The sequence below is a fragment of the Rugamonas aquatica genome (assembly GCF_009380215.1).
GTDB classification, from domain to species: domain Bacteria; phylum Pseudomonadota; class Gammaproteobacteria; order Burkholderiales; family Burkholderiaceae_D; genus Rugamonas; species Rugamonas aquatica_B.
In genome coordinates, this window is record NZ_WHUG01000006.1 from 245,009 (window position 1) to 260,593 (window position 15,585).

The following is a 15,585-nucleotide window of genomic DNA, read 5'->3' on the forward strand; positions in this document are numbered from 1 at the left end:
ATGGTGATGCAACGATCCAGGCAACAGGGCAATGTCATCATCATGGTGGCGCTGTCGATGGCGGTATTGATCGGCGTGGTCGGGCTGGCGATCGACACCGGCGTCACCTACATGGTCAAGGACAAGCTCAACGCGGCCACCGACGCCGCCAGCCTGGCCGCCGCGCGCGCCGTCTCGCAGGGCGCCGACCAGGCCACGCAGACCGCCAACGCCAAGGCCGCCGCCGGCCGCTTCTTCGCCGCCAACTTCCCGCCCAACTACATGGGCTCGACCGGCAAGATGGACGACCCCAGCGTGGTGTTCAACAGCGGCAAGGTGACCATCACCGTCACCGCGCAGGCGTCGATGCCGGTCTCCTTCCTCAAGCTGCTGGGCGTGTCGCCGCTCAAGCCGGGCGTGGTGTCGCAGACGGTGCGCAAGGACCTGGACATGGTGGTGGTGCTCGACACCTCCGGCTCGCTGTCCGGTTCCGGCGCCAACGTCATCACCTCGGCCACCACCTTCCTCAAGCAGTTCAACGCCGACCAGGACCGCGTGGGCTTGCTGCACTTTTCCTACGGCGCCGTGATCGACGATCCGATCCGCCCCACCGCGCGCGGCTTCGACCGCGACAGCATGATCAACCACATCAAGAACTACAGCTTCAGCGGTTCGACGGCCTCGCCGGAAGGCTTGTACTGGGCGCGCCAGCAGCTCAACAGCGTGCCCACCGCCAACCTGAACCGCTCCAACCTGCGCGTGATTATCTTCTTCTCGGACGGCGCGCCGAACTCCTTCGGCGCCTACCTGAACTGGAAGACCGCCAGCGACTGCAAGACCGCCGGCACCATCGCCACCGACGACGACGGCTCCGGCACGCCGGCCGGGCTGTACTACCTGGACCGGGTCAGCGACACCCTCGGCGGCAAGTGCACGCCGTCGGAAACCTACGACTATGCGCTGGGCCGCTACCAGACGCTGCCCGACAAGGTGAGCTCGCTGCCGGACTGGTACAACGCCCACAATCCGAGCACCAATCCGAACGACCCGACGCTGCGCGAATATGCGGTGGTGACCAGTTCGCCGCGGGTCGTCACCAACACCATCACCTACGCCAACGTCAACCGCGCCTCGCGCAACCTGGTCGAGGCGATGGCGCGCAAGTCGCAGGACGAGGGCATCTATGTGTTCACGCTGGGGCTGGGCGCTTCGCTCAAGGCCGGCACCGGCTACGACAACGAGAAGGGCGAGGACGTGCTCAAGTGCATGGCCAACTCGACCGATGCGCCGGCCCGCTGCTTCAACGCCGCCAAGCCGGTGGGGCTGTACTGCTACGCCGCCACCACCAGCGACCTGACGCCGTGCTTCTCCAAGCTGGCCTCGGCCATCATGCGTATTTCGAAGTGATGTGGCGCTGCCACAGCAGCGAGGCCAGCAGCACCGTCAGCGCGCCGGCCAGCAGGTCGACCAGGTAGTGGCCGCCGAACTTGGGCGTGGCCAGCAGCATCCACAGGTTCAGCAGCAGGTAGGGCCAGGCCAGTTTGGTGCCGCGCGTGGCGACGATCAGCAGCAGCGCCAGGATGGCGTGGAAGGACGGCGCCACGATCAGGCCCTGCAGCGCCACCAGGTCGATCGAGCGCAGCGCGCCCGAACGCAGCGGCTCGAAGTCCGACAGCATGGAGACGTCGGTGCGCAGCAGCTGGGCGTAGTATTTGGAGGCGCCCATGGCCGGGTAGAAGCCGGACACCAGGTCGGCCATCATCTTGCACACCACCAGCGTGCCGCAGAAGTCCGACAGCAGGCGGAAGCGGCCGGTCCAGGCCAGGAACAGCACCAGCAGCACCATCTGCGGCAGCAGGCTGTCGTAGGCCGCCTGCAGCGACAGGTCGAGCAGCGGATAGCGCGCGCTCCAGTTGCTGAAGTCGACCCAGTCGAAGCCCAGGTTGTGGTCCCAGCGCGCCAGCGTGGCGTCGAACAGCGGCGCGTTGGTGCTGGTAATCATGTAGCTGAAGGCGGCCGCCAGCTGCGAGAAGACGATCAGGCCGGCGGTGGTGCCGAGCACGGTGACGATGAAGGGATCGCTGCGGTAGCGGCGCAGCGCCAGCGGCGCCAGCAGCGACAGCGTCAGCACGCCTTGCTGCAGCGCCATCTTGCCGTTGGCCACAGACCAATGTTCCGACCAGCCCCACGCCAGCAGCAGCGCCAGATAGAACAGCGACGCTTCCGCCAGCATGATGCTGCCCTTGTGGTCGGGGCGGAGGTGGGGCGGCGTGGAAGCGGGCATCGTGCGGCCGTGGACGGGAAGGGAGTGCCCCATGTTACCGTCAAGCCGGCGCGACTGCAAACGCCTCAGTGCGGCGCCGGCAGCCGGGGCGCCGCCGCCGGCGGCAGCGCGCCCGGCAGCGCGCCCTGCGCCGCGCCGAGCTTGAACACGCTGACCACCTGCGCCTGGCTGGCCGCCTGATCCTGCAGCGCTTCGGCGGCGGCCGCCGCCTGCTCGACCAGCGCGGCGTTCTGCTGGGTGACGGTGTCCATCTGGCTGATCGCATGGTTGATCTGCTCGATGCCGGCGATCTGCTGTTCGCTGGCCGAGGCGATCTGCTGCATGATGTCGGTCACGCGCCGCACGCTGTCGACGATCTCGTTCATGGTGCTGCCGGCCTGCGCCACCAGCCGGCTGCCGGTGTCCACCTTGTCGACCGAGTCGCCGATCAATTCCTTGATTTCCCTGGCCGCCGCCGCCGAGCGCTGCGCCAGGTTGCGCACCTCGGTGGCCACCACCGCGAAGCCGCGCCCCTGTTCGCCGGCGCGCGCCGCTTCCACCGCCGCGTTCAGCGCCAGGATGTTGGTCTGGAACGCGATGCCATCGATGACGCCGATGATGTCGGCGATATTCTTCGACGCCGCGCTGATCGCGTTCATGGTGTCGACCACCTGCGCCACCACGGCGCCGCCCTTGGTCGCCACCGCGGACGCGGAGGCGGCCAGCTCGTTGGCGTGGCGCGCGCTGTCGGCGTTCTGCTTGACGGTGCCGGTCAGTTCCTCCATCGACGACGCGGTTTCCTCCAGCGAGCTGGCCTGCTGCTCGGTGCGCGACGACAGGTCCTGGTTGCCGCGCGCGATCTCGGTGCTGGCGTTGGCGATGGTGTCGGTGCCGCGCCGCACTTCGCCGACGATGTTGACCAGGCTCTGGTTCATGTCGCCCAGCGCCTGCAGCATCTGGCCGGTTTCATCGCGCGAGTTGGCCTCGAAGCGCGTGCTGAGGTCGCCGGCGGCGACGGTGCGGGCGATGCGCACCGCGCGCGCCAGCGGCCGCACGATGCTGCGGCTGAGCACCCACGCCAGCGTCGCGGCCAGCGCGATCGTCAGCAGGCCGCCGAACACCAGCGTGTTGGCGGTCAGCGCCTGCAGCGAGTCGGCGTCGGCGGCGCGCTGCACCAGCAGCACTTCTTCGGTGTCGCTGATTTGCTTGAGCAGCGCGCGCATCGCATCCATGCCCTGGCGGCCGCGGCCCTCGCGCTCCATCGCCAGCACCGGGTCGATGCTGGCGCCGTCGTTGGCCTTGCGCCGCAGGTCCAGCACCGGCTGCACCGCCTGGGCAAACCAGGCCTGCTGGGCTTGCGCGAGTTTTTGCAGCCGTTCCTGCTGGGCGGGATTGTCGGCGGTCAGCTGGCGCGCCTTGTCGACGTGGGCGCGGAACGCTTCCTGGCCGGCCTTGAGCGGCGCCAGCGACGCGTCGTCGCCGGTCAGCGCGAAGCCGCGCTCGCCGGTCTCCATATTGAGCAGGCTTTCCAGGATGTTCTGGGCTTCCGCCATCACGGCGTGGGTGTGGTTGTTCCAGCCGTTGGCCTGGGCCAGGCGCGAGAAGTTGGTGTAGGCCGCGCCCAGCAGCACGGCCAGGATCAGCACGACCGCGCCGAATCCCAGATACAGTTTGCGGCTGATGCCGAAGTCTGAAAATCGCATGTTGTAACCCTCCCGAATTGCATGGTGAAAGGACGTGACCAGGGACCGGCAGTCAAATACTCTAGCACTTTTCGGGAGGCGGCCGCGCAGCGGCCGGCGCTTTATTTACGCACGAAGGCGGTCAACTCCCAGCTGTCGCGGTTGAAGATGCGGCCGTTCCAGTCGGTGTCGCGATAGTCGAGCTTGACGAAGTTGTTGACGGCCGGCGCGAACCACAGCGTCTCGGTCAACTGGCCGCTGCCGCCGGGGCTGTTGGGTTCCTCGCCGTGGTACAGCGCCTGCACCTCGACCTTCAGCGCATCGAACTCGCCGGCCGCCACGGTGATCTTTTCCCAGTTCAGCACCTTGCCCTTGATGCGGTAGCGCCAGTGCTTGCCGGACTTGGGATTGTCGCCGGTGGCGTCGGTGGTCCATTCCTTGCCGGGCTCCAGCGGGAAGGCGTAGCGCGCGAACGATGGCGCGAAGTGCATGGCGCCGCGGTCGATGGGATTCATCTCGGCGCTGAACAGCTGCTTGGTCAGCAATGCGCCGCTGGCCGCGCGCTTGATGTCGACATGCACGCCGGCGGCGTCGACGCCGGTCACTTCCATACGGTTGAGGTTGCCCTTGGCGCCTTTCCACACATCGGTGTATTGATAGGTCCACGAGTCGCCGACGGCCGGCGCGGGCGCCGCCGCCGGTGCGTGATCGTCGGCCAGCGCGCACGGCGCCGCCAATATCAGACCGAGTATCGCCAGGTAATTCCGAGTAGTCATGCCGCCTCCATAGGTGATGAATATTGTAATTATGCTATCACACTGCGGCAGCGCGCCAGCGGAATCCGCCGCCCTGTGGCGGCGGCAAGACAGCGCTGGCAAGACAGCGGCGGGCGCTCAGCGCATACCGGCGTCCAGCTTGGCCAGGATGCCGGCCAGGACATCGGTGTCGGCCGCCGTCAACGGCTGCAGCGGTGCGCGCGGCACGCCGGCGTCGAAGCCGCGCAGGCGCAGGCCGGCCTTGATGGTGGTCGGCAAGCCGCCCTTGACGATGAACTGCAGCAGCGGCAGCTGGCGGTAGAACAGCGCGCGCGCCGTCGCCAGGTCGCCGGCCGCCACCGCCTCGTACAGCGCCAGCGGCAGCTGCGCCTGCAGGTTGGGCGCGGCGGTGCACCAGCCGCTGGCGCCGGCCGCCAGCGCCGCCAGCGCCAGCGGATTGCTGCCGTTGAAGAAGGGCACGCGGCCCTCGGTCAATTGCACCAGGCGGTGCATACGCTGGATGTCGCCGGTGCTTTCCTTGACCATCGTCACGGCCGGCACTTCGCGGCATATGCGGGCGATCAGTTCCGGCGCCAGGTCGATGCCGCTGGTGGCGGGATTGTTGTACAACATGATGGGGATGTCGACCGCGTCGCCGATGGTGGCGTAGTGCCTGACGATTTCGTCTGGCGTCAGCTTCCAGTACGACACCGGCAGCACCATCAGCGCGTCGGCGCCGGCCTGCCGGGCGTAGCGTGCGCGCCGCACCGCGCCGCGCGTGGTCAGGTCGGAAATGCCGACCACGGTGGGCAGGCGCCGGTTCACCGCCTGCAGCGAGGCGTGCGCCACCGCGTCCCATTCCTTGTCGTCGAGGTAGGCGCTTTCGCCGGTGCTGCCCAGCGGCGCGATGCCGTGCACGCCTTGCCCGACCAGGTCGTCGATCAGGCGCGTCAGCGTGGGCAGGTCGACGCGGTCGTCCTGGGTGAACGGGGTGACGGGATACGCGATGATGCCTTTGAATGCAGTGGTCATGGAGAGCTCCTGTAAGGGTTAGTTCAGACAGTCTTGATGGCTGCGCAGCGCGCGGCGGGCGTAGTAGGCGAACGTCACCTGGTCGCGCCTGGCGGTGGAAATCCAGTCGTGCGCCTCGGCCGCCAGCCGGGGCGGCAGCGGCTGGATGGCGCCGGCGGCCATGGCCAGCAATTGCAGCCGGGCGGCGCGCTCGATCAGGATGGCCAGCATGCAGGCTTCCTCGATGGTCGCGCCGACCACCAGCTGGCCGTGGTGGGCCAGCAGGATGGCGCGCTTGGCGCCCAGCGCGCCGGCGATGATCTCGCCTTCCTCGTTACCGACCGGGACGCCCGGCCACTGCGCCAGGAAGGCGCAGTCGTCGAACAGCGGGCAGGTGTCCATGTGCGAGATTTGCAGCGGCGTTTCCAGCATCGACAGCGCGGCCACGTGCAGCGGGTGGGTGTGGATGATGCAGTTGACGTCCGGCCGCTGGCGGTAGATCCAGGTGTGGAAGCGGTTGGCCGGATTGGGGATGCCCTGGCCGCTTACCACCTGCAAGTCCTGGTCGACTTCGATCAGGCTGGCGGCGCTGATCTCGTCGAAGCCGTAGCCCAGCTGCTGGGTGTAGAAGCGGCCCGGCTCGCCGGTGCGGCAGGTGATCTGCCCGGCCAGGCCGGAATCGTGGCCGCCGTCGTACAGGATGCGGCAGGTCAGCGCCAGTTTCTGGCGTTCGCTCCATTCGCCGGGCCGCACCTCGCGCTCCAGCCGCTGCTGCGCCAGCGTAATCAAATCCGCCTTGGACATGTCCAGTGTGTTCATCGTGTGGCCTCCTTGGGTGAGTGAATGACACGAAGTAAATTATAGGACACAAAGTGTCATGCGATACAATTATTTTTATCCACCAACCGAGCGCCTATGACTATTCGCCTGAAACTACTGAGAAAACAAAAAGGATGGACGCTGGAGTTCCTGGCGGAGCAGACCGGGCTGACCAAGAGTTATCTGTCGAAGATAGAGCGCGGCATCAGCGTGCCGTCGATCGCGGTGGCCTTGAAGCTGGCCAAGGCCTTGCAGGTGAGCGTGGAGGAACTGGTGTCCGACCGCCGCAACCAGGAATTGGTCAGCATCACGCGCGCCGCCGAACGGGCGTCGATGGATGACGGCGGGCGGGCGGTGGAGAGCATCGCCGCCAGTCTGGCGCCGAAACAGATGCTGCCCTTCATGCTGCGGCCGCCGGGCGATTTCGTGGCGTCGGCGTTCAAGGAGCACGAAGGGGAGGAACTGCTGTTCGTCCATCAGGGCCGGATTGAAATCGAATTCCCCGACCAGCTGGTGCAGCTGGAGGCCGGCGATTCGGTCTACTTCAACGCCGTCATCCCGCACCGCATCCGCAGCCTGGACGGCGCCGAGGCGCAAGTGCTGGTCGTGGTCAGCGACAGCGCCGATTCCGGCGTGCCGCAGGGTTGAGCGCGATCGCCTGTCGTCAGATGGATACCACCGGCGCCGCGCCGACGTAGTCGCCGCGCTCCGCCTCCCGCAGCATGAAGGCGGCCAGGTCGGCGCGCGCCAGACGTGCGCTCCATCCCGGCCGCAGCGCGGCGCCGGTGCGCCAGGCGCCGCCTGGCTTGCCGTTGGTGAGCGCCGGCGGACGCACCAGCGTCCAGTCGGTGCCGCTGGCGCGCACCAGCGCCTCCATGCCGTCCTTGTCGCGCATCTTGGCGGCGATCACCTTGCGCACGAAGCGGATGAACAGCGTAGCGTCGTGCGTCTCCGAGGCGCCGTAGGCGCTCAGCGCGACCAGGCGCCGCACGCCGGCCGCCTGCATGGCCGGCAGGATGCTGCGCATGCCGTCGGTGCAGACCGGCGAGGCGTCGCCCCGCCGCGTGCCCAGCACGCTGATGACCGCGTCCGCTCCGCTGAGCGCCGAGTGCAGCGCCGCCTCGTCGTCCAGGCTGCCGGCGATGACATGCAGGCGCGGATCGCGCAGCGGCAGCGCCTGCGGCGACCGTGTTAGTGCACGGACGTCGTGACCCGCCTGCAAGGCTAGTTCGACCAGATGACGGCCGGTGGCGCCGGTGGCGCCGAAGATTGCCAGTTTCATGCTTCGCCCTCCACGCCGGCCAGCACCGCGAGCGCGGCCGTGGCCAGCGCAGGGCCGCCTGCCAGCAAGCCGGCGCTGCGCAAGCTCCACGGCGTGCCGTCGAGATCGGTCACCTTGCCGCCCGCTTCAGCCACCAGCAGCGCGCCGGCCACCAGGCCCGAGCGGACCGCGCTGTACTGCCAGAACAAGTCCTGGCGGCCGGCCGCGACCTGGATCAGCTGCAGCGTCGCCGGCACCGACACCCGCACCACCAGCGCCGCCGCCAGCATCGCGCCGACCGAGCGGCCGATGCGGCGCAGGACGGCGCCGTCTTCGCCCGGCGTGGCCTGGCCGGTGCCGACCATCGCCGCGTCCAGTTCGGTCTTGGCCGAGGCTTGCAGGCGCGCGCCGTTGAGCCAGGCGCCGGCGCCGGCCTGCGCGGTGTAGGTGTCGCCGCTCAGCGGCAGGTGCACGGCGGTCAGCAGCGGCTGGTTGTCGCGCACCAGGGTGGCGGTGACGCCCCAGTCCGGCAAGCCGTGGACCTGGTTGATCGCGCCCTCGACCGGATCGACCACCCACCAGTCGCCGTCGGGCAGCGCGCCGGCGCCGCTCTCGTCGTCGTCCCACTGCGCGGTCGGATGCGCCGCCGTCAGCTGCTCGCGCAGGATGCGCAGGGAGACGGCGTCGTTGGCGGCGATCATGTCGACGATGTCTTGCCGGCCGGCGGGACGCGCGGTGGCGGTGTAGCGGGCCTGGATGGCCTGGCCAGCGGCCTGGACTGCGGTGACGATGCGCGCCAGCAGCGCGGCGTCGTGATGGGATGATTGCATGGTGGATTCCTCTGAAATTAAGCGCTTGACGCGGTGAGGAAATAATATGAGCATATGCTCATATGAACAACTCGCAATCCGGCAAGGCCGCCGCGCGCCGCCTGACCCCAAGAAAGACGCCATCCCAGCCCCGTTCCGCGCAGACGGTGGAGACGATATTGGAGGGCGCTGCTCACATTCTCGAACAGCAAGGCCTGGAGGGTTACACCACCAACGCCATCGCCGCGCGGGCGGGTGTGAGCATCGGCTCGCTGTACCAGTATTTCCCCACCAAGGACGCCATCACCGCCGCCCTGATCGAGCGCGAGTCGGCTGGGCTGGTGGACGAGGCCGGGCTGGCGCTGCAGGACGGCGACCGCCGCCAGGCGCTGCGCCGGCTGATCGAGATCGCGGTGCGCTATCAGCTGCGCCGGCCCAAGCTGGCGCGGCTGCTCGATGTCGAGCAGGACAGGCTGTCGCAGCTGTTGCCGCGCTCGGGCAGCGCGGCCGCCATGCACGCCGCGCTGGCGGCCTTCCTGGGCGGCTGGATGGGGCAGGGTGGCGCAGCGGCGGGCGCGGCCGCCTCCGACGTGATGGCGCTGGTCAGCGCGCTGACCGATGTGGCCGGCCGGCGCGGCAGCATGCCCGCCGCGCAACTGGCCGCCGGCATCGAAGGGGCGGTGCTGGGCTATCTGGGACTGGATCGGGACGCGTGAGATGGTGTTATCATTCCACCATCTTTTCTCGCCAGGGTGCTGCCATGAACATCGTCCGTATCTGTACCAGCGCGGTCCTGCTGCTGGCCGCCGCCTCCGCGCAGGCGGATGACGCGGCAAGCCGGCTGCGCGCGCTGAACGACACCGAGCTGCGCGGCGTATCGACGCCGATCCCGGCGCCGGTAGCGCGCCTGCCGCCGCGCTCGCTGCATCGCGGCCTGTTCCCCTTGCACGGCCTGTTCGGCGGCCCGGGCGGCGCCGACGCCAAATTCGCCGAGATGGGCACGGCGCTGTTTCCGCTGCTGGGCGTGTTGAACGCCGATGTGACGGCGCGCGACGTGGTGTACGGGCCGAACGGCAGCGCGCCGCGCATGAACGCGGACGGCTCGATCAACCTGGCGCTGCCGGCGTCGATAGGCGAACTCGATCTGCAGAATATCCGCACCGGCGCCAGCGACAGCGCCAACTTCGGCTCGGTTCAGATCCGCGGCATAGACCTGAGCCGCACCGTCATCACCGTCGCGCCGACGCGCTAGCTTGTTCCGCCTGCGGCTGGGCCAGCCGCACGGCGTTGCGGCCCTCGTGCTTGGCCGCGTACAGGGCGGCGTCGGCATGCGCCAGCAGCGACTCCACGGTCGGTCCGCTGGCATCGATGCAGGCGCAGCCGATGCTGGTGGTACAGGCCGGCAAGCCCGCCTCGACGATCTGCCGCTCCACGATCTGCCGCACGCGTTCGGCGGCGACGGCGGCGCTCTGCAAATCATTGTCGGGCAACAGGACGACGAATTCCTCGCCGCCATAGCGGCCCAGCGTATCGATGGAGCGCAGCGCGGATGTGACGCTGTCGGCAAACCGCGCCAGCACCTGGTCGCCGACCGCGTGGCCGTGGCGGTCGTTGATGCGCTTGAAGTGGTCGATGTCCAGCAGCAGTATCGAAAACACGCGGCCGGTGCGCCGCCAGCGCTGCACTTCGCCGTCGAGCGATTGCATGATGGCGCGCCGCGACGCCGCGCCCGTCAGCGGATCGACATTGGCCATGCGTTCGAATTCCGCGCGCACGCGTTCGCTCGCCAGCAGCACGAAGCCCAGGCAGGTCAGCATGCCGCCCACGCTGAACGAGCTCAGATACAGCATCTGGATCAAACCCGGGCCGTAGCGCGTGGCGTCGGCGGCATCGATGAAGGGGGCGCTGCCTGCGCGCAGCAGCAGGATCAGGCAGCGCAGCAGCAACAGCGCCGCCAGCAGGCGGCCGGCAAAGCTCAGGCCATGCCGCCAGTGCATCGACGCGTGCATGCCGGTGTAGACCGTCATCGCCAGCGCAAACACCATCACGCGCATCCGGTAGTCGGGCCAGACCAGCATGAAGCAGGCGATGACGCCCAGCACGGCCAGCGTGAAGGCCAGCCAGCGGCGGCCGTTCAGCGGGTGTTCATAAAACGCCGCCGTGCCGAACAGGTTCATCGCGGCGCTGGCGTAGGCCAGCGCATTGCCCAGCATGGCCGCCAGCGCGGCGGGCAGCAAACCGTCCAGGCCGTAGGCCAGCGACGAACAGCCGCCGACGATGGGCGACAGCGCCCACAACAGCGTCCCCTTGATGCGGCGCGGATAGTAATGGCGCATCCCCAGCAGCACGAAAGCCATAAGCAATGCCATCATGCCGGTGATGGAGTTGATGGTGCGGAGGTCGAGCATGACGCCACCGGGGTTGTTGTGATGGCTGGGCATTATACGGGGCGAATACATGTTACATGGCAAGAAATCTTGCTTGAATTACTAAAATCCACGATGTACAATCGAGTACAATAATTACCATGTGGAAACTATTTAAATGGAAGCAACAGTCTCGGATTCTGCCAGCACGCTGCCGCATCAATTGATCCTGTTCGGATCGCCGGGAACCGGCAAAAGCCATAAAGTCGACCAGATGACCGACGCGATCGAGCCGGCGCCGCACACGGTCAAGACGATTTTTCATCCCGAATACACGTATGGCGATTTCATGGGACGGCTGATGCCGCTGACCCAGCCGGACGGACGCGTCAGCTATCGCTACTATGCCGGCCACTTCATGCAGGCGCTGGCGCAGGCCTTGAGCTGCTATCACCAGGCGGCGCAAGCCGAGTCGCCGGACGCCGCCCAGCCGGTCGTGCTGGTCATCGATGAAATCAACCGCGGCAACAGCGCCGCCATTTTCGGCACGGTGTTCCAGCTGCTGGACCGCAAGGCGGATGGCTGGTCCAGCTATCACGTCGACCTGTCGGAGATGGAGCATGATGCCTTGCTGCAGGCGATGGGCGTGCACCGCTGCGCGCGCACCGGCATGTATGAAACGGACCAGGACGAACGCCAGACGCTGGCCAAATTGTTTGAAGGCGATCTGAGTTTCCTGGCCCAGCGCCGCATCAAGCTGCCGCCCAACCTGCATCTGGTGGGCACCATGAACACCTCGGACGAATCGATCTACTACATGGACAGCGCCTTCAAGCGCCGCTGGTCGTGGGAATACGTGCCGATCGACGAAGACGCGTCGTCCGCGCCGCCTGCCGACATGGACAAGCCGGAGTGGCGCGAGTTCGTCAAACAATTGAACGCATTCCTCATCAGCCACGCCAAGTCGATCCGCAAGGTAGAAGACAAGCTGATCGGTTACTACTTTATCGGCGCCAACAAGCCGCTTGTGGCCGGGCGCGAGATCCAGAATAAGCTGATGTTCTTCCTGTGGGATACCGTGTTCACGCGGGACAAGGGCCCGCTGGAGGACTTGCTGGGCCACGGCGCAAAGCTGGTCACGTTCGGCGATTTCAGCGAAAAATCCGTACTGTTTGTTGAGAAAATCCAGGCCTGGAGCGGCGCGTGATCGACTTTGCCTCCCTGACCGCCCGGGCCGGCAATGACAGCGACCTGAAATTCTCCTTCGTTGGCATCCGCGACAAGGTGCTGCACCTGCCCAAGGGCTGCGATGCATGGGCGCGGCAGATTAACGATGCCAGCCGCCCGGAGCGTTTCGCGCTGGCGAAGGAAGTCTTCCTGCTGCTGTACCGCACGCTGGAAGCCTTCCGCGCCACCTGCAGTCCGAAGCTGGCCAGCGACCGCGATTCGGCGCAGCGCGCCGACGGCGACGCCGAGCTGCTGGCGCGCGAGGGCAAGCATGGCGAGGTACTGTATTACCGCCATCTCGACATCCTCGACGGCATACTGCAGCGCTTCAACGAGTTGGAAATACTGACGCTGGCGCAGCGCTACGGCCGCAGCGAGCGCATCGACGGCCGGCGCCTGCACCAGGAGCTGGGACGCGCCACGTTCATGGAGGACGACAGCTTCTTCGTCGATACGATGAATATGCCGCGCTGGGAGGCCGGCTACGAGCCGGTCGAGCTGGTGCAGATGTATTGCTACGCGCTGCTGGAGGTCAAGCGCTGGCTCGGCGAAGAGGAGGACGTGCATCGCGACATCCAGGTGCTGGCGTCCCAGTTTGTCGAACGCCACCTGACTCAGGGCGACAGCCTGTTCGATTTCGATAGCTGGGAAGACACGCGCACCCTGATGCTGGAGCGGCTCGATGTGATCGAGCGCACCACCGCCTACAAAGACCCGGACTTCCACGATTTCTATGAAGCGCTGGAGCGTTTCCTGCGGGGCAGCCAGCAGCAGGCAGCCCAGGGATGGAAGTGGGGCATCAGCACCTTTGCGCCGGTGTGGGAAGCCATGTGCCTGGAGGACTTGCTGCGCAGACGCTCTTCCTTGCTGGCGGCCTGCGATATCAGCAATATTCGTCCCGGCCTGGCCGGCAATCTGCCGCTGCTGCCTGCGGAGCAGGCGATGGTCATAGACGGCGCATCCGTGACATTGCGCAGTGTTGCGGAGCTCGATGGCGTATTCGGCAGCGACGGGCATACCGGACAATTGTTCCCCGACGCCGTGCTGCGGCGCTCCGAGCCGCATCTGAAGGCGGCCTTCTATCAATGGTATGGCGTAGCCTCGCTTGCCGACGTCACCCTGCCTGCGGCGATACCCGCCACGTATGGTGCGGCGCTGAACAAGTTACGCTCACGCGGCGGACCAAAGCAGAACGAGGGCGCGGATGAGTTGCGAGTCTTGCTCAAACAGTCGCCCCCCAGTCCTCTCACAGCGTTTTATATGGGGCGTTGCTTGAGCGCCAGCTATCAGCCGGACATGTCGGACTCGTGGTCGAGAAACAAGTTCACCAAGGAGTTGCTGAACGCAGCGGTCACTCGGCAATATGCCGATATTGTTTGCGGTGTGCTGTGGGAAGTGTTATTCGATAAGCACGATGCCAAGCGCGGTGCCGACGCCCGCATTGGTCACAGGCGCAGCGATCGCAAGGAGTTGGACTGCTACAGCCTGGCGATGGCTTCGATAAAAAAGAACAAGCAGCGCCTGGCCGGCCTGGAACTCGTGGAGTATCTGTACGATTGCGCGCTGAAGGACACCGACGAAGCGGTGGTGGTGGACATCAAGTACCTGACGCGCGACTATGCCTGCGATCCGAAGAACATTGCCGAACTGCGCGGCCGCTCCGTGCGCAAGCAGTTCGTCTACGAGCACCGCTTGCAGGCCAAGCTTGGGCATGCAGTCGACATCAGAAGCGAGTTCTGCATCCCCGCCTACGATGCCGACCCGGCCAAGACGGTGGTGGAGCTGGACCAACAGGGCTTTGCCGGCGGCTTTATCGCGCTGCGCTCCCTGAATGTGCGGGCATTGATGGCCCGCTACGGCGCCCCGCGCTGAAACACCGGCCTACATCAGGATGACGTCATACTGCTCCTGGTGATAGGCCGTCTCCACCTGCAGCGAAATCTTCTTGCCGATGAAATCACCCAGCATCGCCAGGTGCTGCGACTCTTCTTCGAGGAACATGTCCACCACCTCTTGCGAGGCGAGGATGCGGAACTCGCGCGGGTTGAACTGCTTGGCTTCGCGCAGCAGTTCGCGCAGGATTTCGTAGCAGATGGTGCGCGAGGTCTTGACCTGGCCCTTGCCGGCGCAGGCCGGGCAGGGCTCGCACAGGATGTGGGCCAGCGATTCGCGGGTGCGCTTGCGCGTCATCTCCACCAGCCCCAGCGCCGAGAAGCCCGACACCGACACCTTGGTGCGGTCGCGCGACAAGGTCTTCTTCAACTCCTGCAGCACGGCGTTGCGGTGCTCGGTGTTTTCCATGTCGATGAAGTCGAGGATGATGATGCCGCCCAGGTTGCGCAGCCGCAGCTGGCGGGCGATGGCGTGCGCCGCCTCCAGGTTGGTCTTGAAGATGGTGTCGGCGAAGTTGCGACCGCCGACGAAGCCGCCGGTGTTGACGTCGATGGTGGTCATCGCCTCGGTCTGGTCGACGATCAGGTAGCCGCCGGATTTCAAGTCCACGCGGCGGCCCAGCGCGCGCAGGATTTCTTCTTCCACGCCGTACAGGTCGAACAGCGGCCGCTCGCCCGTGTAGTGCTGCAGGCGCGGCAGCACGCCCGGCGTGTAGGCCAGGCCGAATTCCTGCAGGTTCACATAGTTCTCGCGCGAGTCGACCTGGATGGTGGCGGTGTCGTCGTGCACGAAGTCGCGCAGCACGCGCTGGGCCAGGCTCAAGTCCTGGTGCAGCAGCGTGGTGGCCGGCTTGGTCTTGGCGCCGTGCAGGATCGCGCCCCAGGTCTTGCGCAGGTATTCGACGTCGGCGGCGATGTCGGAATCGGAGGCGTCCTCCGCCTGCGTGCGCACGATGTAGCCGCCTTTTTCCTCGGCCGGCAGCAGGCTTTGCAGCCGCACGCGCAGCGCTTCGCGCTCCGATTCCTTTTCGATCTTTTGCGAGATGCCGATGTGGGTGTCCTGCGGCAGGTAGACCAGCATGCGGCCGGCGATCGAGATCTGCGTCGACAGGCGCGCGCCCTTGGTGCCGATCGGATCCTTGATGACCTGCACCGTCAACACCTGGCCGTCGAACAGGATTTTTTCAATCGGCGTCGGCGCCGCGTTCTGGCCGCCGTCGTGGGGACGGGCTTCCCAGATGTCGGCCACGTGCAGGAAGGCCGCGCGTTCGAGGCCGATGTCGATGAAGGCGGACTGCATGCCCGGCAGCACCCGCACCACCTTGCCCGAATAAACGTTGCCGGCCAGGCCGCGCGTGAGCGTGCGTTCGATGTGCAGCTCCTGCACGGCGCCCTGCAGGATGAGGGCGACCCGGGTTTCTTGCGGGGTGATGTTGATGAGGATGTCTTCGTTCATTTGTCTCAAAGGCCGCTCGTTTTTTAAAAGCGCGGCTGCTTTAATCGCTGTGGCTGAACGACGAT

Annotated in this window: 15 protein-coding genes; 6 read left to right on the top strand and 9 right to left on the bottom strand. The window is 66.5% G+C overall.

All coding sequences use genetic code 11. From position 1 onward, the window contains the following. Positions 1–6: 6 nt before the first annotated feature. Complete coding sequence (locus GEV02_RS17310; RefSeq protein ID WP_235922810.1) at positions 7–1,386, top strand: VWA domain-containing protein; 1,380 nt, start codon at positions 7–9, stop codon at positions 1,384–1,386. Here GEV02_RS17310 and GEV02_RS17315 read toward each other — a convergent pair. The 5 genes from GEV02_RS17315 to GEV02_RS17335 all read right to left on the bottom strand — a co-directional run bounded on the left by GEV02_RS17315 (position 1,367) and on the right by GEV02_RS17335 (position 6,509). Further along, a complete protein-coding gene (locus tag GEV02_RS17315; RefSeq protein WP_152839158.1) occupies positions 1,367–2,296 on the bottom strand; it encodes a phosphatase PAP2 family protein in 930 nt (309 codons plus the stop codon). The genes GEV02_RS17310 and GEV02_RS17315 overlap by 20 nt on opposite strands. 32 nt (positions 2,297–2,328) lie before the next feature. After that, positions 2,329–3,945: a methyl-accepting chemotaxis protein gene (locus GEV02_RS17320; RefSeq protein ID WP_235922811.1), complete on the bottom strand. Its 1,617-nt coding sequence runs from the start codon at positions 3,943–3,945 to the stop codon at positions 2,329–2,331. A gap of 101 nt (positions 3,946–4,046) precedes the next feature. Beyond that, positions 4,047–4,700, bottom strand: a complete 654-nt coding sequence (locus GEV02_RS17325) for a hypothetical protein (RefSeq protein WP_152839159.1) — start codon at positions 4,698–4,700, stop codon at positions 4,047–4,049. 117 nt (positions 4,701–4,817) lie between these two features. Then, positions 4,818–5,711, bottom strand: a complete 894-nt coding sequence (locus tag GEV02_RS17330) for a dihydrodipicolinate synthase family protein (protein WP_152839160.1) — start codon at positions 5,709–5,711, stop codon at positions 4,818–4,820. Positions 5,712–5,729: 18 nt separating this feature from the next. Continuing rightward, entirely contained in the window at positions 5,730–6,509 is a 780-nt protein-coding gene (locus GEV02_RS17335) for an aldolase (protein ID WP_152839161.1), read from the bottom strand. A gap of 96 nt (positions 6,510–6,605) precedes the next feature. Between GEV02_RS17335 and GEV02_RS17340 the strand changes: the two genes are divergently transcribed. Beyond that, positions 6,606–7,157: a helix-turn-helix domain-containing protein gene (locus GEV02_RS17340; RefSeq protein ID WP_152839162.1), complete on the top strand. Its 552-nt coding sequence runs from the start codon at positions 6,606–6,608 to the stop codon at positions 7,155–7,157. 16 nt (positions 7,158–7,173) lie between these two features. On the opposite strand, the gene GEV02_RS17345 is transcribed toward GEV02_RS17340, so the two are convergent. Together GEV02_RS17345 and GEV02_RS17350 are read right to left on the bottom strand one after the other, a co-directional pair. Further along, on the bottom strand, positions 7,174–7,791 hold the full coding sequence (locus GEV02_RS17345) for an NAD(P)-dependent oxidoreductase (RefSeq protein ID WP_152839163.1): 618 nt from the start codon (positions 7,789–7,791) through the stop codon (positions 7,174–7,176). Beyond that, the gene (locus tag GEV02_RS17350) at positions 7,788–8,600 is read right to left on the bottom strand and encodes an inositol monophosphatase family protein (protein WP_152839164.1); all 813 of its coding nucleotides are present in this window, start codon (positions 8,598–8,600) and stop codon (positions 7,788–7,790) included. The genes GEV02_RS17345 and GEV02_RS17350 overlap by 4 nt, the downstream gene beginning before the upstream one ends. A 62-nt stretch (positions 8,601–8,662) precedes the next feature. Here GEV02_RS17350 and GEV02_RS17355 point away from each other — a divergent pair, with 62 nt between their 5' ends. Together GEV02_RS17355 and GEV02_RS17360 are read left to right on the top strand one after the other, a co-directional pair. Continuing rightward, positions 8,663–9,295 carry a TetR/AcrR family transcriptional regulator gene (locus GEV02_RS17355; RefSeq protein WP_152839165.1) on the top strand — a complete coding sequence of 211 codons (633 nt, stop codon included), beginning with the start codon at positions 8,663–8,665 and terminating at the stop codon, positions 9,293–9,295. 44 nt (positions 9,296–9,339) lie between these two features. Further along, entirely contained in the window at positions 9,340–9,831 is a 492-nt protein-coding gene (locus GEV02_RS17360; RefSeq protein ID WP_152839166.1) for a hypothetical protein, read from the top strand. Here GEV02_RS17360 and GEV02_RS17365 read toward each other — a convergent pair. Beyond that, positions 9,809–10,987: a GGDEF domain-containing protein gene (locus GEV02_RS17365; protein ID WP_174999146.1), complete on the bottom strand. Its 1,179-nt coding sequence runs from the start codon at positions 10,985–10,987 to the stop codon at positions 9,809–9,811. The genes GEV02_RS17360 and GEV02_RS17365 overlap by 23 nt on opposite strands. A 136-nt stretch (positions 10,988–11,123) precedes the next feature. Here GEV02_RS17365 and GEV02_RS17370 point away from each other — a divergent pair, with 136 nt between their 5' ends. Together GEV02_RS17370 and GEV02_RS17375 are read left to right on the top strand one after the other, a co-directional pair. Then, positions 11,124–12,152 (top strand): McrB family protein, encoded by a 1,029-nt coding sequence (locus GEV02_RS17370; RefSeq protein WP_152839168.1) that lies wholly within the window; start codon positions 11,124–11,126, stop codon positions 12,150–12,152. After that, positions 12,149–14,044, top strand: a complete 1,896-nt coding sequence (locus GEV02_RS17375; protein WP_152839169.1) for a hypothetical protein — start codon at positions 12,149–12,151, stop codon at positions 14,042–14,044. Before GEV02_RS17370 ends, GEV02_RS17375 begins: the two co-directional genes overlap by 4 nt. A 9-nt stretch (positions 14,045–14,053) precedes the next feature. On the opposite strand, the gene rng is transcribed toward GEV02_RS17375, so the two are convergent. Then, the gene (gene rng, locus GEV02_RS17380; protein ID WP_152806462.1) at positions 14,054–15,520 is read right to left on the bottom strand and encodes a ribonuclease G; all 1,467 of its coding nucleotides are present in this window, start codon (positions 15,518–15,520) and stop codon (positions 14,054–14,056) included. Positions 15,521–15,585: the final 65 nt, after the last annotated feature.